This window comes from Providencia sp. PROV202 (assembly GCF_028479565.1).
In the GTDB taxonomy this organism is placed as follows: domain Bacteria; phylum Pseudomonadota; class Gammaproteobacteria; order Enterobacterales; family Enterobacteriaceae; genus Providencia; species Providencia zhijiangensis.
In genome coordinates, this window is record NZ_JAMPNV010000021.1 from 76,329 (window position 1) to 96,051 (window position 19,723).

Annotated in this window: 15 protein-coding genes; 8 read left to right on the top strand and 7 right to left on the bottom strand. The window is 41.5% G+C overall.

The genetic code is table 11. The features are described from left to right. The 3 genes from PR799_RS15985 (at window position 1) to PR799_RS15995 (ending at window position 5,253) form a co-directional block, all read left to right on the top strand. Window positions 1–3,684 (top strand): SbcC/MukB-like Walker B domain-containing protein, encoded by a 3,684-nt coding sequence (locus PR799_RS15985; RefSeq protein WP_272522733.1) that lies wholly within the window; start codon window positions 1–3, stop codon window positions 3,682–3,684. 216 nt (window positions 3,685–3,900) lie between these two features. Next, on the top strand, window positions 3,901–4,500 hold the full coding sequence (locus tag PR799_RS15990) for a nitroreductase family protein (protein ID WP_036953792.1): 600 nt from the start codon (window positions 3,901–3,903) through the stop codon (window positions 4,498–4,500). 453 nt (window positions 4,501–4,953) lie between these two features. Continuing rightward, a complete protein-coding gene (locus tag PR799_RS15995; protein ID WP_272522735.1) occupies window positions 4,954–5,253 on the top strand; it encodes a hypothetical protein in 300 nt (99 codons plus the stop codon). A 262-nt stretch (window positions 5,254–5,515) separates the two neighbouring features. Here the strand turns inward: PR799_RS15995 and PR799_RS16000 are convergent, their stop codons facing one another. After that, complete coding sequence (locus PR799_RS16000; RefSeq protein WP_272522737.1) at window positions 5,516–7,465, bottom strand: bifunctional 2',3'-cyclic-nucleotide 2'-phosphodiesterase/3'-nucleotidase; 1,950 nt, start codon at window positions 7,463–7,465, stop codon at window positions 5,516–5,518. A gap of 501 nt (window positions 7,466–7,966) precedes the next feature. Continuing rightward, entirely contained in the window at window positions 7,967–8,872 is a 906-nt protein-coding gene (gene mak, locus PR799_RS16005) for a fructokinase (RefSeq protein WP_272522739.1), read from the bottom strand. Between the two features lie 174 nt (window positions 8,873–9,046). Between mak and rdgC the strand changes: the two genes are divergently transcribed. After that, a complete protein-coding gene (gene rdgC / locus PR799_RS16010; RefSeq protein WP_132496167.1) occupies window positions 9,047–9,952 on the top strand; it encodes a recombination-associated protein RdgC in 906 nt (301 codons plus the stop codon). A gap of 236 nt (window positions 9,953–10,188) precedes the next feature. Beyond that, window positions 10,189–10,698 (top strand): GNAT family N-acetyltransferase, encoded by a 510-nt coding sequence (locus PR799_RS16015; RefSeq protein WP_272522740.1) that lies wholly within the window; start codon window positions 10,189–10,191, stop codon window positions 10,696–10,698. Window positions 10,699–10,902: 204 nt separating this feature from the next. Here the strand turns inward: PR799_RS16015 and yedF are convergent, their stop codons facing one another. The 4 genes from yedF to exbB all read right to left on the bottom strand — a co-directional run bounded on the left by yedF (window position 10,903) and on the right by exbB (window position 15,088). Further along, window positions 10,903–11,142, bottom strand: a complete 240-nt coding sequence (gene yedF / locus PR799_RS16020) for a sulfurtransferase-like selenium metabolism protein YedF (protein ID WP_006657165.1) — start codon at window positions 11,140–11,142, stop codon at window positions 10,903–10,905. Continuing rightward, the gene (gene yedE, locus PR799_RS16025; protein WP_154628318.1) at window positions 11,139–12,353 is read right to left on the bottom strand and encodes a selenium metabolism membrane protein YedE/FdhT; all 1,215 of its coding nucleotides are present in this window, start codon (window positions 12,351–12,353) and stop codon (window positions 11,139–11,141) included. The genes yedF and yedE overlap by 4 nt, the downstream gene beginning before the upstream one ends. 1,356 nt (window positions 12,354–13,709) lie before the next feature. After that, entirely contained in the window at window positions 13,710–14,141 is a 432-nt protein-coding gene (gene exbD / locus PR799_RS16030) for a TonB system transport protein ExbD (protein WP_036950331.1), read from the bottom strand. 5 nt (window positions 14,142–14,146) lie between these two features. Then, on the bottom strand, window positions 14,147–15,088 hold the full coding sequence (exbB, locus tag PR799_RS16035; protein ID WP_272522743.1) for a tonB-system energizer ExbB: 942 nt from the start codon (window positions 15,086–15,088) through the stop codon (window positions 14,147–14,149). A gap of 363 nt (window positions 15,089–15,451) precedes the next feature. Here exbB and metC point away from each other — a divergent pair, with 363 nt between their 5' ends. From metC to PR799_RS16050, 3 genes are all read left to right on the top strand, one after another. Further along, window positions 15,452–16,636, top strand: a complete 1,185-nt coding sequence (gene metC, locus PR799_RS16040; RefSeq protein WP_154628320.1) for a cystathionine beta-lyase — start codon at window positions 15,452–15,454, stop codon at window positions 16,634–16,636. Window positions 16,637–16,774: 138 nt separating this feature from the next. After that, entirely contained in the window at window positions 16,775–17,449 is a 675-nt protein-coding gene (locus PR799_RS16045; RefSeq protein WP_036950325.1) for a DedA family protein, read from the top strand. Between the two features lie 138 nt (window positions 17,450–17,587). Further along, on the top strand, window positions 17,588–18,487 hold the full coding sequence (locus tag PR799_RS16050; protein WP_272522744.1) for a PhzF family phenazine biosynthesis protein: 900 nt from the start codon (window positions 17,588–17,590) through the stop codon (window positions 18,485–18,487). An 83-nt stretch (window positions 18,488–18,570) separates the two neighbouring features. On the opposite strand, the gene PR799_RS16055 is transcribed toward PR799_RS16050, so the two are convergent. Then, complete coding sequence (locus PR799_RS16055) at window positions 18,571–19,599, bottom strand: MerR family transcriptional regulator (RefSeq protein WP_272522746.1); 1,029 nt, start codon at window positions 19,597–19,599, stop codon at window positions 18,571–18,573. Window positions 19,600–19,723 lie beyond the last annotated feature (124 nt).

Here is a 19,723-nt window from a genome sequence, read left to right on the forward strand (position 1 = left end):
GTGAAAATCTTAAGCTTACGCTTGAAAAACATTAACTCCCTAAAAGGTGAATGGAAGATTGATTTCACGGAAGAGCCTTTTGCCAGTAATGGGTTATTTGCCATCACAGGTGCGACTGGCGCGGGAAAAACCACTTTATTGGATGCCATCTGTCTTGCACTTTACCACCAAACTCCACGGTTAGGCGCAATATCAAAAAGCAAAAATGAGTTAATGACCCGCCATACTGGCGAATGTTTAGCTGAAGTGGAGTTTGAAGTTAAAGGCATCGCTTATCGCGCATTTTGGAGTCAACGCCGGGCAAACAATAAACCCGATGGTAACCTGCAAGATGCAAAAGCAGAGCTGGCAACCGTCGCTGATGGGCAGATCATCGCAGAAAAAATCAGTGAAGTTCGTGAGAAAATTGTGCAAATCACCGGGCTAGATTTTGGGCGTTTCACGAAATCCATTTTGCTCTCTCAAGGGGATTTTGCAGCCTTTTTAAACGCTACCGAAAAAGAGCGTGCCGATTTACTAGAAGAAATCACTGGCACCGAAATTTACAGCCAGATTTCGGTGTATATTTTTAACCAACATAAACAAGCTAAAACCGATCTCGATATTCTTCGAGCGCAAGCGGGCAGCATTAACTTACTTACTGAATCAGAGCATCAAGAACTCGTTGAAAAACAGCAACAATATTTAGCGCAAGAACAGCAACTGAGCCAGAATAAAAACCGCCATCAACAAGCGCTAACATGGCATCAGCAACATCAACAATTGCTGCAAAATACTCAGCGATTACAGATTGCACAGCAGCAAGCTCAACAGCAATATCAAGCCGCCGAACCCAGCTTACATAAGCTGGCACAAAGCGCCCCTGCAGAAGCTCTACGCCCTGATTGGTTGGCCGTGCAAAGCTTGCAAACTCAACTCGATGAACAGACCCAAAAACAGCAACGCACGACATTACTTTTAGAAGACGCTCAAAAGCAGCGCTTGCCATTGGTCGCCCAACACACTCAAGCTCAGTCGGAGCAAAATCAATATAAAGAGTGGGTACAAAAAACCACGGCGATGATCGATAACGAAGTGCGACCACTCGACAATTTACTCGCACAACTTAACCAGCAGAAAAACCAATTAGCCGAGCAAATAAATCAGCTAAATGGCGAATATTTGCAGAAAAAATCGAGTGTAGAAAGTACCCAGCAGAAAATTCTTCATGCTAATAATGAGTTGAATACAACCCAGTTATTTCTACAAGAACATCAAAATGATGCCCAGATTGTCACGCAACTCGGAAGCTGGCAACAGCAAGGGAAATTTATTTATGAACTTACAGAACGCCTAACGCAAAGCTATAAAAAACAGCAAGTTATCAACCTTGAATGGCAAACCCTACAACAGGTTCAGCAGCAAAAATCCAAAGAATCTCAACAGGCTCAAAGCCATTTAGAAGAGCAGTATTCTCGCTTTAATCTGCTCGAAAAGCAGTTTCAGGAATATAAACAAAAGTACCATATCGAAGAAATTAAGGCTGCGATTTCACAGCGACAAGAGCGTTTGCAGCATGTGAAAATATTACCTGTTTTACTGACTCAATATGAAGAAAAACAGCTGCAATTACAGTCACAAACACAGTTACAAAACCAACTCGGCGAATCTATCAACCGATTAGAGCAACAGGTTGCCATTACGCAAGATAGAGTGACTCAGCTCCTGCCTCAACGACAAATTTTAGAGCAAAAACTTCAGCTAGAACAAAAAATTGTCAGCTTGGAACATGAGCGCCAACAGCTCATTGAAGGAGATCCATGCCCTCTTTGTGGCTCGTTGGAGCACCCGGCTTTGGCATCATATCAAGCCGTTATGCCCAATGAGACTCAGCAACAACTGGCTACGCTGATGACTCAAATGGAGACCGAAAAACAAAAGCTCACTGAGCAGCAAGCCTTATTGCAAGCAGACAAACGCCGCCAGCAAGATAACGAATTAGCTCAAAAGCAACTACAAGAGCAGTTCAATAACCTGAACAATCAATGGCTAAAAGCATGTGAGCAAGCACATATACCTGAACTAGCCAAAACCGCGTCAGCGGTAGAGCAATCCCTCATTGAATTACAAGAAGAGCTTACCGCTCAGCAAGCCATCATCAACGAATTTGCACAGTTAGAGCGTCAGTACCAAGAGGCTAAAAACCAATATTATGAACAGCAAACTCAAGCCAAACAGCTGTTCTCTGAGTTATCTCTCCTTGATGAGAAACTTAAGCATCACTCCCAACAATTAGAAGAAAATCAAGCTGAACAGCAATCTTTGCAGCAACGCTTAGCACAACAAACACAGCAGCTTACAGACTCGCTGGCGCCATTTAATCTTACCCTACCAAGCCAAGCACAATTTACCACTTGGCTACAAGAGATTGAGCAACGCGGGCAATATTATGAAGCGCAAAAAGCAACCTTCCTGCAAATCACGAAAAATATTGAAGTTGATACGGCAACGCTCACAGCTGAAACAGCGAATACTCAGCAACTAGCTCAGCAACTTTCTGCTCAACAACAGCAACTAGAGCAATTGAATCAACAAATTGAACAAAAGAACACGCAGCGCCAGAATCTGTTAGAAGGCCAAACAGTTGCTGTTTTCATTCAAAAAATGCAAGAAAAACAAGCTCAATACTCACATCAAGTTGATACGCTTTCAGAACAAATTAGCACAATAGATAAAAATATTTCTGCACTCAATGGGAGTGCCCAAGAGCTTAATCACCAATTGAAGCAACTAAATCAACGACAGTTAGCCGCTCACGCTCAGTTTGTTGCTGCACTCAGTAGCAGTCCTTTCTCGACTCAAGAGCAATTCCTTAATGCCTTACTACCTACCGAAGAGAAAATTGAGCTGGAGCGGCTTAAACAGCGAGTCACTCAACAGCGGCTGGAAGCCGAAACTCGCTACCAAGAAAGCCTGTCAGCAATGGCAAATCATGAGCAACAGCGTTTAGTGGAGTTTGCTGAGTTTTCAGTGGAACAAATTCAGCAAACTCTCGAACAATTAGAGAGCCAAATCAAGATATTGAACCAGCAACAAGGTCAAATCATTAACCAGCTTGAGCGAGATCAGCAACAGCGTCACCAACAGCGCGAGTTATTGAATAAAATTGAACAGAGCCAATTAAGCTACGATGATTGGAGTTATCTCAATACCTTAATTGGATCCGCTGAAGGGGATAAATTCCGTCGCTATGCTCAAGGGCTAACCCTTGACTGTTTAGTCTCGCTCGCGAACCAACAACTCGATAAATTGCATGGTCGCTACTTACTGCAACGCAGTCATTTAGCCAACCTCGAATTGCAGGTTATTGATGGTTGGCAAGGGGATAGCATTCGCGATACGAAAACCCTTTCAGGAGGGGAAAGTTTCTTAGTCAGTCTCGCGCTAGCCCTTGCACTCTCTGACATGGTGAGCCATCGCACGCAATTGGAATCACTCTTTTTAGATGAAGGTTTTGGTACGCTAGACGCTGAAACTTTAGACATCGCCCTAGATGCATTAGAAAGCCTAAATGCATCAGGAAAAACCATTGGTGTGATTAGCCATGTGGAAGCGATGAAAGAACGAATTCCTGTACAAATTGCGGTGAAAAAAACTAACGGACTCGGCTTTAGTGAACTTCCAAGTCATTATCGTGTTAGTTAACTGAACAGAGTTAAAAATCAAAATAACACAATGAATTTATTATGTTTTTATAACAACATTCAAAAATTTGAACATTAAGGTTAAATTTTTTTTCTATGATTTGGTTGGGATACCTTTATAGTTATTCACATCGAAACAATTTACTTCGAAACAAGTTACGGCTTCTGAGGTTGTTCAATAAATTGCCGTGCTCTAAACAAAAGCAAGGGGACAAACATGTCTAACGCATTTATCGAAATGATTAAAAATCGTCGCACTATTTATAACTTAGGCGATTCATTACCAATCTCGGAAGAGAAAGTGGCTGGGCTTATCAAAGAAGCAGTTAAGCACTCCCCATCAGCATTTAACTCACAAACTTCGCGTATTGTGGTGTTATTTGGTGCAGAACATAAAAAACTGTGGAATATCACCAAAGAAGCGTTACGCGCTATCGTTCCTGAAGCCGCTTTTGCTGGAACAGAACAAAAAATTAATAGCTTTGCAGCAGGTGCTGGTACCGTTCTTTTCTTTGAAGATAAAAATGTCGTCACTGGTTTACAAGAACAATTCCCACTCTATGCAGATAACTTCCCTATCTGGTCAGAACAAGCGAGCGGTATGGCTCAACTGGCAGTATGGACAACATTATCTCAGGAAAATGTAGGTGCATCATTACAGCACTACAACCCATTAATTGATAATCAAGTTCAACAAGAGTGGGATATCCCAGCAAATTGGATTTTACGCGCTCAAATGGTATTTGGTTCAATTGAGCAACCTGCTGGTGATAAAGACTTTATGGACGACGACGTTCGTTTCAAAGTATTTAAATAATTCATCACTGAACGTTATTATCTTTATAGCCTCTGCAAATGTTTGCAGGGGCTTTATTTTATTTATTCACTCAAAGCATTATATATTTAAATATATAACAAATCTGAATTTCATTAAATTCTTAACAATACAAAAATCTCCCCTATCACAAATTATCCCAGCATAAAACAGTCTCTTAATTATTATTCAAAATCGCCAACCACTTATTCAAAAATAATATTTCATTTTTATATATTGGTCGCAATTTTATAAAAAAACAGCATTTTTAATCACTTATATAAAACTGAAAAATAACCTTAATTTGATTGACATCAATATGTTATATCCTCAGGGTAATAGTATTTACTTATAGACTAAACTTTTATTTTTGCATTATCGGTATTTGAACTACACTAAAAATAAGAGCACAGAAGCAGTATTGGATGGTGGTCAGTGTTATTAAGGGGGTGGACTATGAAACGTTTATCTTTATTAACTACTGTAGTGGCAATCTTCATTTCGAGTTGTTCTTTTGCAAGTAATACCAACCCATCTTCAGGAGGTACAGTTTCATTTGGTGGTTATATCTATGAGCCTCAGTGTGAAGTGGATATTTCACAAAAAACTCACGTAAATATTGATTGTTATCGTAATGGTAAAACAGTCACCGCTTCAGGTTCATTGAAAAATGGTAAAAAAGTGGAATCCGAGTATGTCAAAGTTGAATATGACAAATACAGTAAATTACCTATGTTAAACGTGACTTATGAATAAATTAATTGAAAATGTAATAAGCATAATATTTCGGGGAGCTGCCATTTACTCTTAAGTTTAAACTCCCCGAATTTTATTTCTGTATTAATCCGCTTTTGCTGGCACATTGCCAGCCAGTTATTTTTGTATGACTCTATACCGCTTTCCTCTATGACTCTTTCCCCAATTATTTTTTCATACGAATGCCATCAAACATACATTGCTATGAAAAAAGCCTGACACAAGTGACAGGCTTTCGGTTATCAATATTTTATGACTGCTATTACTTAGCGGTTAAATCAACTTGGTAAATAGCAAAACCGATATCGTCAGTACCCACTTTTTTCATTGGATATTGAGCATGTTGCTGAATAAACTCGGCGGCTTTTTCACTTGGTGAAGTTTCAAAGCGTACATCGAGTTTTTTATCGGTTTTAATTGGCGTGAAGGACCAGTTATTATCAGCCTTCGAAACCACTTCGCCTTTTTCTTTAGACACTTTAGCGATATACGCCGCTAAAATTGCACGGTTTTCATCTGGCGAAGCAAACGCAATATGTGCATCACCAGTACCTGCAAATTTACCGCCGTAACCACGATAGTTATTAGTCGCGATTAAGAATGCCGCTTTAGGATCGATTGGTTTGCCTTGGTAAGTCACATTTTTGATACGATTCGCATCTTTATTGACCACTTGGCAATCGGTGTCATATTTAGCTGGCTGAGTCAGGTCAATCTGGTAATTGACACCGCTAATGGTGTCAAAGTTATAGGTTCTGAAACCATCCCAGTTGATCAGGCTTTGTGGTTTAGTTGATTGTGCATCGATTTGGTTGAACATGCCCGCAGAGCACTCTAACCATTCAACCACATCCGCACCTGTTGCTTTCACAACCACTAACGTATTTGGATAGAGATATAAGTCAGCAGCATTACGGAAAGTTAAATCTCCTTTTTCCACTTCAACAAACTCAGAAGGCGCATTTTTACGTCCACCCGCTTTGAATGGTGCCGCTGCCGCTAATACGGGTAGGTCAGCTAAGTCTGGGTCACCTTGGATAAAGTTACGGGTATAATCCATCTGAGCATCATTCACAATCTGAACTGTTGGATCGCTTTGAACTAATGCCAAGTAGCTGTACATGTTTTCAGAGGCTTTACCAATCAGTTTACCCACGAAATCACGGGTCCCTTGATGCTGCTCTTGGATGATTTTCACAAGCGATTCATCGCGCTCAACCAGTGCTTTCTTGTTGGCTTTATCATAAACAGGGCGGGCATGGGCTTGAGCTTCAACCACTTTCCAATCGCCGCTGTCATTGTTAACCACCAAATCAACCACACCTAAATGATCACCCCACTGTCCTGGCATAACTGCTGGAATACCGTTGACGGTGCCTTTTGCCACATCAACGCCTTTAATATCGGCAAATTCTTTGCTTGGGAACACACCGTGTGAGTGACCAAACATAATGGCGTTGATGCCCGGAACTTCGCTCAGATAGTATACAGAGTTTTCTGCCATCGCTTTGTATGGCTCTTGTGAGAATCCTGAGTGAGGAATTGCCACAATCAGGTCAGCGCCCTCTTTTTTCATTTGTGGCACAAACTTTTTAGCCGTTTCAGTGATGTCATTCACCTTCACTTTGCCTTCTAAGTTTGGTTTATCCCAAATCATGATTTGTGGCGGCACAAAACCGATATAACCGACTTTAATGGTGTGTGTTTTACCATCACGGTCTTTTACCGGCGTATCAACAATGATGTACGGTTTGAAGTAGTTTTCACCCGTTTTAGCATCAACAATGTTGGCGTTGACGTAAGGGAATTTTGCACCCGCGATAGCTTTTTTCAGGTAATCTAAACCAAAGTTGAACTCGTGGTTACCGAAGTTACCGACGGTGTAGCCCATGGTGTTCATTAAGCTATGAGCAGGGTGAGATTCCCCTTCTTTCAAGCCTTTGTTGGCCATATAGTCAGCCAGTGGACTACCTTGGATTAAGTCACCGTTATCCACGAGGATAGCGTTGGTGGCTTCATTTTTCGCAGCTTTGATTAATGTCGCAGTACGTACCAGTCCAAATTGTTCGGTAGATTTGTCTTTGTAGTAGTCGAAGTCAATGAGGTTGCTGTGTACATCGGATGTTTCCATGACACGCAAGTCAACTGTGGCAGCGTTGGCATTAAATGCCACCAGCAGTGCCAAAGATGAAAGTTTTAGAGCCTTTTTCACGTTAAATCCCCTTTGTTGCCTTTTGAGAGAATGCCTCTCATAAAGTCCAGATTCATTTCATGGTTATTGAGTAAAAACCCAACGATACCCGAAATTGAGCCTGTCACTGTGTGTTGGATATCAAGTTTTAATGATAATGCCTGCAAACAGTAACCATTTTTTGTGACTAAATCACGGTTTTAGTCCATTTATGAATCTCGACTTTTATATAGCTCACAAAAATAGATTTATCCGATAAAAATCACCGCTATTATTTGAGTTATCGATAAAACCCGCTATTCCCCGAATAACTCACCGACACTCACTTTATCAGTAGCCAAATCCACCAGCTCATTTTTATCTTTTGCCCTTCTTTTGCTTTTTATCTTTTGCCTTTTTAACTCTGTAACATGCTCAAACTAATTTACCTCATGACTAGGCAGCCAACGAACTAGACCCTAGGAGCATACACAAGTATGTGACTAGGGCTAGAGAGAGCAGCTAACAACGTCAGGGGGCAAATTAGGAAGAGCATAGCCAAGCGGCACCTCTCACCCCACTCGAATCCCCATGTTCCGCCTTCCGAATTGGCGTATCAAACTCTCTACCAAACACCCATTGGCGAATCTTTTCTGGCAGATTTTCATAGAGCGCATCGACGTTGCTCATTCCGCCTCCTAGCACTATGACGTCTGGGTCTAGCATGTTGACGGCTTGTGCTAATGCTTTTGCTAGGCGATTTTGGTAATGTTCAAAGGCTTTTATCGCGTGTTTATTGCCATTTTTTGCTAATTGAATAATTTCGGTGCCTGTTTTAGATTCTCCGGCCAATTTCTTATAATCCGCCATAAAGCCGGTACCGGAAACAAATTGCTCAGTACAGCCAGTCAGTCCGCAATAACATTTTTCGTCTGCCAGAAATAGCCGGTCTTGGTCATCTTGCCATGGTAAAGGGTTGTGTCCCCACTCACCTGCTACACCATTTCCGCCAGAGTGAACTTGCCCATTAATGGCGATCCCTGCACCGCAGCCCGTTCCGATGATCACGGCAAACACCACTTTAGCGCCTGCCCCTGCGCCATCGACAGCCTCTGAAACGGCAAGGCAATTGGCATCATTCGCCATTTTGACAGAGCGACCTAAACATTCAGCGAGATCTTTATCGAATGGTTGTCCGTTTAACCATGTGGAATTGGCATTTTTCACTTTTCCCGTCACTGGAGAAAGTGTTCCGGGGATCCCTAACCCCACACTCCCGACTTGCCCTGTTGCGGTTTCTGCCTCATCAACTAAATGCTTAATTGCATCAAGAGTGCCTTGATAATCCCCTCTCGGCGTTGGTATACGCTGACGAAATAGAATATTGCCGCCATCATCCAGCGCGACCACTTCAATTTTTGTACCGCCTAAATCAATCCCTATTCTCATAATGGCACTCGCTTATTATCGATTTTCATTTAATTGCCTGCTTACATTATTAGGCGACCTTTATAGAAAGTAAAACCCGCAAAATGGCGGGCATTTTTTTTCGCTTAATAACGGACAATTCGCTATCATGTCCGCCTTGCTAAACATGTTTTTAATGACAAAGGTAGGTTTTTCATGTGGTTCAAGAATATATTGGTCTATCGCCTGAATCGGGATTTGGCACTCTCCGCGGATGATCTGGAAAGACAACTTGCGCCGCTAGCTTATACCCCTTGTGGAAGCCAAGACATGATGAAAACTGGCTGGGTTCCACCAATGCGTGGGGCAGATGCACTTACCCATGCTGCAAATAATCAAATTCTTATTTGTGCCAAGAAAGAAGATAAGATGCTGCCATCCCCCGTGATCAAGCAAGCATTACAAGAGAAAATTGAAAAATTAGAAGCAGACCAAGGTCGCCAACTGAAAAAAACGGAAAAAGCCTCGCTAAAAGATGAAGTGGTTCATGACTTACTTCCGCGCGCATTCAGTAAATTCAGTAAAACCTACATTTGGATTGATACCGTTAATCAGCTGATTATAGTCGATGCTGCTAGTGCTAAACGCGCTGAAGATAATTTAGCGTTATTACGCAAAAGCTTAGGCTCGCTTCCTGTTGTTCCCCTGACCTTTAAAGACCCGATTGAATTAACGCTGACTGAATGGGTACGTTCTGGCGCATTACCTCAAGGTTTTGCTGCTATGGATGAAGCGGAGCTAAAAGCGATTTTAGAAGAAGGCGGGATCATCCGTTGTAAGAAACAAGACTTAATTTCTGATGAAATTGCCACCCATATCGAAGCTGGTAAATTAGTAACGAAATTATCGTTAGATTGGGAAGAGCGCGTTCAGTTTATGCTGTCAGATGACGGCTCTCTGAAGAAACTGAAATTCAGTGAAAAGCTAAAAGAGCAAAATGACGATATTCCTAAAGAGGATTTTGCTCAGAAATTTGATGCTGACTATATTCTGATGACTGGCGAACTCAGCGCCTTAATCGCTCGCTTAATTGATGTTTTAGGCGGTGAAGCCGAACATTAATATTATTTAGCTTTTTATCCTGACTTCACGATGGCAACGGGCATTTACGCAAGTTGCCATTTTCTTTTTAGACCCCGCTTGCATAGCCACAATTAAGTCATTGACTGCCTACCCGATCTCTGGTTGATTAAATTACATCCATGTAACAAATCAGTAGCAATTTTGATTATTCAATAATAACAACTCAAGCAGCTTCCTCGTGAAGCGTTGGTCAATATTCGAGCGAAGGAATGGTTATGATAGAGTTCATCGAGCCAGAAGTGGATGAAAATTCCGTTGTCTCCTTGCAGAAGGTAACAGCTGAAAACTTTTCGGAAATCTGTTTGCTGAGTCATACACTCAGTGAAGCACAACGCAACATGGTGGCAGATAATGCCTATTCCATGGTTGAAGCACAATTCTCTGACTGTGCTTGGTACCGAGGCATTTATGCAGATAATGTCCCTGTAGGGTTCATTATGCTGCATTCTGGGTTAGATGATGATGAGCTTGAATATGATGGCATTATGCTATGGCGATTTATGATAGCCGAGCCCTACCAAAAATTAGGATTTGGGCGTGAAGCATTAATTCAAGTGATCCGTTACTTGAAAAAGAAAGGTTACCCACGGCTGTATAATAGTTGCGGTGAAGGCGAAGAGAGCCCATTTGAGTTTTACCAAAAACTTGGCTTTATTCCGACTGGCGGTTATATCGATGACGAGTGTGAATTAGTGCTGGATCTTGCTAACTGGCAAGATGAGTAACCGAACTATCACCTATACCTATCAGTTGTAATTTCACGACTGATAGGTAGCTTTAATATTTTAGGGTATCACTGAAATACGCTAAATAGTTTGTGCTGTCGCAAGGCGGCAAATGCGTTAGACCCTAGGAGCATACACAAGTATGTGGCTAGGGCTAACGCATGAAGCCAACACCGCGACAGTGCAAAATATGACGCGTATTTGTTATTTTTGGATAAGATAACGAATAGTTGGACCATCTTGTTGAATATCCAACACTTTATAACCATAATTTTTTGCATCTAAAGGGATATTATTGATAGATTGTGGGCAATCACTCACCACTTCTAATATCTCTCCAGGTTTTAACGATGGCATTGCTTCTAACGTCGCAACCGCAGGGTACGGGCAAGGTTCCCCCACCATATCTAATCGATAATCCGGTACTATTTCTTTATGGCTCATGCGGCCTCCATGGAAGTATTCGTCAGTTTTTGGGCACGTTTACGGAAGAAATATTTTTCCCATACCAGCATCAAAATGAATGCAATGCCTAATAAAGCGTATGTAACCAGCAAGCCACCTTGCGGACCAAATGTCTCTAGCAAATTCACTTTGTCAAAGTCTGTGGCTAACCATGGACCTAAATCATCCCAGTAATACGCTAAGATAGTCGCGCCAATAATATTACCGAAACCGACCCACCAGTAATGAACTTGACCTTCAACGGCACGGTACATCCAGCCAGTTTCACAGCCACCTGCTAAGACAATACCAAATCCGAACAGTAACCCACCAATCACAGCATTTGGGCCTGCCCACATAATCTTAGGTGTCGCGCCCAATTGCACATAACTGAAAATACCAATCGCACTGACCGCCATACCAATGATAATCGCTTTCGCCATATGAGTACGACCCGTGATCCATAAATCACGAAACGCTGAAGTAAAACAAATTTGGGCGCGTTCAATCAGTAAACCAAAACCAATCCCACATAAGATAGCAAAGCCCATGACTGGAGCATCCAGTAATGTATAAAAGCCCCACGCAAGCGCGACAGCAAAGATAGCCATGCCTAACTTAAAGCGTTTTTTAGCTGTATTCGGATTTTGAGTTAATGGCGATGCTGTTGAGACTTTTTTCAATTTTACCGCGATACGGAACATTGGCAGCAGGGTGAATTTGGCACCAAAGTAGGAGCCGACCGCAGTCGCTACAGCAAAGAACCAAGCGTGTAATGAGAATTGAGGGATACCCGTAAAGAATGCGGCTAAGTTACATCCCATGGCGAGACGAGCGCCAAATCCAGCTATAATCCCGCCGAGGATGGCTTGAAAAATTCGAACCCGATGCTGCGGCATACGAATTTTCACATTATTTGCCCAAAGTGCTGCGGCAAAACAGCCAGCAAACATACCGATAATCATCACACCATCAATTCTATCTAATGGTGATCCTTGAAAACCAATAACTTTGAAATATCCCCACTCTTCTGGATGTGCACCAAATAGCTGCATGATATGTCCACCCCAGCGGGTAAACTCACCGGTTACAGCCCAAAAAGTGCCCGTTAAACCAAAATAATAAGTCGATAAGATACCTGCCGCAATCACCGCAGGTAACGGTTTCCAAAAACCGATGAGATAGTGAGATTTAAACTCAGACCAAGTCATTTTTACTTCCAGAATGATTCAAGCCAGCACCTGGCAAAGAATTTCGCCGTTGTATGATGTGTTGCTAAATGATGTATAGCTAAATGCCCCACAGCGAAGAGGTGCACATCATACTCTGATACTTTTTATCATTAAATAATAAATTATGAATATTCTCAGAAAGATTGATTTAGCCACATGCTTCATCACACAGCATATCGTCTATTCTTTACATAAATTCTGATGGCACAGCTGATGCTTAAAAGATAAATAAATATACAAAAAAAACGCCATCATAATGATGGCGCATGGAAGTATAGTCTTATCTTATTTATAGAGGAGTATAATATGAAATATTTTTATTACATCATTTTGCTGTGTGTCGTCTAAAGTCAGCCCATTTGACTTCAGCAATAACATTCAAACTTACATCTAACAACTAAACATCGTACACTCGAGTATAATTGATTATATTTATTTTTAATATAAAGCCTAATCAAACATCAACTAGTACTTTATTTATTCCCTAGCATTAGTAAATTGAAAATAAAAAACTCGAGATGAAAAGTTATTAAAAAGTATTTCTAAATGTTATTGGCTGCATTATAGCGCTCATGAAATGTTGCGCAAGTGTTTTTTTATTTTATTTAAGGATTGTTAGTGGAAAACAAAAATAACAATAAATAACAATTAGTTATGCGCAAAATCACTCATAAAAGTATCAATTTTGCATTTATAACAGTAATTACATATTTATATTTCATTATTCAAGTAAATTTAAAATAATTTTATTAATAACGCTTATATTAATAAAATTAACCTGCTTATTTACTCGCTTTTTTTATCATTTCAATTAGAGTTAAATATATTAATAATTTTTATTATTCTCTCTTCCTATTTGAGCATCATCTAACTGGCTAAACCTGCTGTTATTTTGAACGACAATTTCGTATTTACTCATGATTATTCTAATAATCAGCAAGTTCCATGATAACCCACACAAAATACTCCAAAATAGATACTCTTATTTGGAGTACCTAATGGAATTATTCCATATATGAATAATCCCGCACAATATGGATGGTTTATTTTCAATTAACCTTATCAAATTTTTTTTGAAATTGATTTTATGTGAGCAGAGTTTAAACTCACCCTAACTTAAATAAAATAAGAAGAAGTTCCGAATAAAATTAAACCTTTTGTTTGTGAAACTATAAAGAGAGGGCATTTTTTATCAGAAAGGTTGCAAGAATATGCAAAAGATAGGGTGTATAAAAATTGATAGGCATAAAAAAATGCGTTTTATCTCAAAGCATCAACGTGAAAATATCACCCGAGATACAGAGATAAAACGCATGATTACGTGAAACAACTTAGCTATTTAGCGTTAGCCGCGGTTGCTTCCATACCGACTAAACCAATCTTGAGATACCCCGATTGACGCAATGCATTCATTACATCCATCATCGTTTCATAATCCACACTTTTATCCGCTTGGAAGAAAATTGTGGTTTCTTTATTGGTGTTTGTGGCTTGATCAAGGGTTGAACCTAACTGCTCTTTACTAACCGCTTGCTCACCGATAAACAGCTGACTATCTGATTTCACAGTTAAGAATACTGGCTTTTCTGGTCGAGGCTGAGGCTTCGCAGTGGAAGCAGGTAAGTCGACTTTAATATCAACGGTAGCCAGTGGCGCTGCAACCATAAAGATAATCAGCAGAACCAACATAACATCGATAAACGGTGTTACGTTGATTTCATGCATTTCACCGCTATCGTCTTGTTCGTCACCTAAACGCATTGCCATAATAATTACCTTGCTTTGCTGTTTGCCAGATCGAGGTCACGCCCCAGTAACAACGCTGCTTGTGCAGCAACATCACCCACTTGACCACGATAGTTGTTGATCATACGAGCAAAAATATTGTAGATAACCACCGCAGGAATCGCGGCAATAAGACCGATTGCCGTTGCCAGCAGCGCTTCTGCGATCCCTGGAGCAACAACCGCTAAGTTTGTGGTTTGAGAGTGAGCAATACCTATGAAGCTATTCATGATCCCCCACACGGTACCGAATAGACCGACAAATGGAGAAATCGCACCAATTGTTGCTAAATAACCATTTCCACGTCCCATATAACGGCTGATTGCTGCAACCGCTCTTTCTAAACGGAAACCTGTACGGTCTTTAATACCCGCAAGATCTTGGCTGTTTGCCGAAAGCGCCCTTTCTGTTGTCGCTTCAGCTAATAACATGCGCGTAATACTGCCCGCTTTAAACCCTTCCGCGATAGATACGGCTTCATCAAGAGATTTTACTTCTGCAATTGCTTTTGCTTCATCTTTTAAACGACGGCGTGCAATTAAAATCTCACTTCCTTTGGATAAGAATAGCGCCCATGTAATCACGGATGCGAGTAACAGACCAATCATCACCGTTTTTACAACAACATCTGCGTTTTGATACATACCCCAAACCGATAAATCCTGATCAAAACCGCCACCGTGAGCTTCAGTCGCAATCTCAACATTTTCAGTCACTACCGTATTTGTCACGACAGATTCCGGTGTTGTTGCTGGAGTTGTCGTTGCTGGAGTAGCAGTCATTTCCGTTGTGGAAAGTGTATTTGCAGGAGCTGCTGTTGAACCTTGGTTAGCTACTGGTGTAGTAGGTGTGACAGCGGGTGTTGTTTCTGCGGATGCCGTGCCCATTAAGCCGATCGCCAATAGAATAGAAGCTGTTAATTTACGCATCAGTTGGCCTTTACTCTCTTATTTTGTGTTGTATAAAAAAATTTATATCGATGATTGTGCCATTCATCGACTAACCATTAAAAGCGAAATTTGATTCACGCATTCATCTCTTTTCGTCAAGATGTCAGATAATATCAAACACACCACGAATTGATAGTAATTATCATTAGTATTCGCAATTTTTTGTCGCTCATCAACATTACCCTCATAATGTGATTGCAAGGCAACACGATTTACGACTTGATAATGAAGAAAATTCAGCTAGCCACTTTTGTTCTTGCTCTGGTAGACCAAAATCATTTAACGTCAGGTGATAACTTAGCCAATCATTTGATTTTCTATCGGTAAATAAGGGATAGCTCAATGGCAAACATAAGACCAGAAACCCAGCTCGTGCATCTTGGTAGAAACCCTAAATTCACTCAAAAAGGGGTAAACCCTGTCATTCAGCGCACCTCTTCCGTAATTTTTGATTCGGTAGAAGATAAAAAGCACGCGGTACGCAATCGTGCGAATGGCGTATTAATGTATGGTCGCCGAGGCACACAAACCCATTTTGCTTTCCAAGAAGCGATGACCGAATTGGAATGTGGAGCAGGCTGTGTTCTTTATCCTTCAGGTGCAGCTGCAATCACCAATGCCATTATGTCGTTTATTAGCGCGGGGGATCATATTCTGGTCACGGGGTCTGCCTATGATCCAACACAAAACTTCTGCGACAAAATCCTCACTAATTTGAATGTTGAAACGAATTATTTCGACCCATTGATTGGTGCAAAAATTGCCGATTTAATTCGTCCAAATACGAAAATTGTCTTTTTGGAATCACCAGGTTCTATCACCATGGAAGTGCACGACCTGCCCGCTATCGTAAAAGCCATTCGCCAAAAATCCCCAGAAATCATTATCATGATCGATAATACATGGGCTGCGGGAGTCTTACTTAAACCTCTTTTATTTGATGTGGATATCTCTATTCAATCCGCGACAAAATACATCAATGGCCATTCGGATGGCATGTTAGGGGTCGCTGTTGGCAACCAACGCTGTATCGAAACCTTGCGAGAAAACTCCTATTTATTGGGGCAAACTGCCGATCCTGATACCGTTTACATGGCAGGTAGAGGACTTCACACCCTACCAACCCGTCTCAAACAGCATGAACTGAACAGTTTAACCGTCGCAAATTGGTTAGCGGAGCACCCCGCGGTGTCACGTGTTTTTCACCCTGCGCTCCCAAGCCACCCTGGGCATGAATTCTTTAAGCGGGACTTTAGCGGCTGTAACGGTTTGTTTTCATTTCAATTAACCTCGAGGTTATCCCCTAAACAGTTCAGTGATTTTCTCGATCACTTTAGCCATTTTAAAATGGGATATTCATGGGGCGGGTTTGAATCGCTGATTCTTGGTTATCAAACCGAAGATTTACTCAGTATGCGTCAATATGATTATCAACCTGATAACGGGTCATTTTTCCGTCTACATGTCGGCTTAGAGCATCCGCAGGATCTCATTGATGATTTACAACGCGCCTTCACGCGAATTTAAACATCAACATTCCGTCCTTAACTATTAGGCAGTTAATCGCTGCCTTTTAGATAATTACCCAAACAAATCAAACTAGGCTGAAATTTTTCCTGTAATATAGAGCCCAATAATTCGCTTTATGCAGATACAGGAACGATTATGGAAGTCATACGCGAAATCGTACTGGCACTTTGGCAACACGATTTTATGAAGCTCGCCAACCCAGAAGTTCTCTGGGTAATTTACACCGTACTCTTTGTGGTGATTGTATTAGAAAATGGCGTGCTCCCCGCTGCATTTTTACCGGGTGATACCCTTTTACTGCTTTCTGGTGCACTGATTGCCAAGGGTGTTTTGCACTTTGTCCCCACAATCTTGCTGCTGGCGACGGCTGCAAGTTTAGGCTGCTGGCTTGGATTTGTTCAAGGGCGTTGGTTAAGTGAAACGAAGATTGTTAAACGCTGGCTTTCTCAACTCCCTGAGGAATATCATAAAAAAGCTAATGACATGTTTAACCGACAAGGTTTATATGCATTATTGATCGGACGCTTTCTGGCATTTGTAAGAACATTACTGCCATTGTTAGCGGGATTATCCGATTTAAGCCATCGCCGTTTCCAGTTATTCAACTGGCTTAGCGGGTTATTGTGGGTCGGTATTATAGTGACTTTGGGCTATGCCGTTAACCAAATTCCTTTCGTTAAAGAGCATGAACAAGTCGTGATCACCGCACTGATGATCATCCCTGTTGTGCTGTTGGTCAGTGGTTTGATTGGCTCCATTATCGTCTACTGGAAGCACCGTAAAGCTTTAAAAGGCAGCAAAGAAAGCTAAATTGCACGCCTAAATCTAACGCGACCAACACAAGTTTCAGTGTTTGGTCGCCGCTACAAAACCCACATCTACCTCTCAATATGCGCCCCTTTCATCCCCATAAATAATAAAAAAGCGCTTAATTACCTTGGAGTCACTATGCAAAACACAGCAATACCTACAGATGAACACACGCTTAACGTTCACCTTGTAAATTCATTTACTCGAAATAACACAGGCGGAAACCCTGCTGGAGTCGTACTCAATCCCCCGAAACTCAGTGATGCACAAAAAATTGCGATTGCTCGCCAAGTGGGATTTTCCGAAACGGCATTTGTCTATACCGGAGAAAGTGCGGGTGAAGAAACAGATTTTAAAGTGGATTTTTTCACTCCTGAAAGTGAAGTCGACTTTTGTGGGCACGCGACATTGGCTGTCTTTTTTACCCTATTTTCACTGAACCAGTTGGGCGCTGGTACCTACTCCCAAAAAACCAAAGCAGGTATTCTAAATGTTACGGTCAGTGCTGATGGGGTCATTATGCAACAAACTCTTCCCGTTAGTCGCCAAGGGCCTGATGTGAATGCCGTCGCCGCAGCATTAGGTATCCCAACCGAGACAATCACGAAAACAGGCTTGCCCATTGAAATTATCTCCACTGGATTACCTGATATTTTAGTCCCCGTGCAACCCAATCAATTAGATAATTTAAAACCTAATTATGATGCTATCGCACAGCTAAGCCGTGAATTTGATTCAATTGGTTTCCATGTTTTTGAATTGAGCTCAACGTTACCTTTCACTGCCCATTGCCGAAATTTTGCTCCGCTATACGGAATTAATGAAGAGTCTGCAACTGGCAGCTCAAGCGGTGCTCTTGGCTGTTATCTGGTGAAACATGTCTTCCCCACAGAAACCCATTTTCTGTTAGAGCAAGGGCGGGCAATGGGATGCTCCTCGCAAATTCAAGTGGAAATTTCTCATCAAGATCAGGCTATCAGCCGAGTTTGTGTGGGTGGACAAGCAGCAACAATCGGTATCCAAACCGTCCATTTTTAGTCTACTAACCCACCCCAAACAAAAAAGTCGCGGCATATTCTGTCGCGACTTTGATATCAGGAATGCTTGGCTCACTTACACTATTATTGCTTCGCCAATAAGTAACTAATAGCAGAAAATAGATACTGGCCAATTTCTGGCGTCATCCATGTTCCTTGGGAAATCACCGGATCTTCGCGATAAATCGTGCGAATTTTTTCCTGTAATACGGGGTCGCCCCCAGTAAACTGGTTAAACATTGTTAACCACATCCCCGCCAACTTCTGCACATTCGGCGAATTTGGTGCATCCCCCGCTTTTAATGCAGTATAAATTCCTGAAATAAATTCAGGCCATACTTTGCCAGATTCAAAGTAATGCTGGCTAACAAAAGCAAATTGTTCTGCGGTTAAATGGGGTTTAAAACGCGATAATTGATATTCACTAAAGCCCCGAGCCACAAAGTCAATCATCGCTTCAGTGATCCCCGTCGAGAACATTAGCTCATTGTCGGTTAAGTGAATTTGATTTAAACGCGCAAAGAAATCAGGGTTTCCGCCCGTATCTCTTTCCAAGGCCATCATCCACTCAACAGCTACCGCTTGTACTTCGGCTGATTTCGGTGATTCACCTTTTCCCATTAACGATTTTACTGTGGCGACCCGCTGCTGCCACTCTTGATTTTTCAATGTGTTCGCCGTGTATAGCGGCAATTGCTCAAGCTCTTGAGGGGTAAAATATTTATCAAACATCGACATCATCTCCAATAATGAAAACCAATCGGCCTGAGTGGGGTTATCTCCCTGCTGCATTTGCTGCTGTAAGCGCTCGAGGCGTGAACGCAGTTTTTCTATCTGCTTCATCTGCTCGGTTAATAGACTAATACGCTCTTGCAACAAAAGAGAGATATCGCCACTGTGACCATTAAGTAACTCACCGATGTCCTTCAGTTTGACTCCCACCTGACGCAGCATCTGAATTTGCGTCAAACGTTCAATACATTGCATATTATAGAGTCGATAACCTGCATCGGTTCTGGCAGTCGGCAGTAATAAACCAATCTCTTCATAATGGTGAAGGGTACGAATGGTTAATCCTGTTTTCTCTGCGATCTCACCTACTTGAAATAGCATCTGTGCCTCCTGTCCTGAAATGCAGGTTAGTGCCTCACGTTACGTGAGGGTCAATCACTATTGTGCACTATTTTTCATTTATATTAATTTATTCCACTTTTTCGCTACCCATAAAAAAACCCCA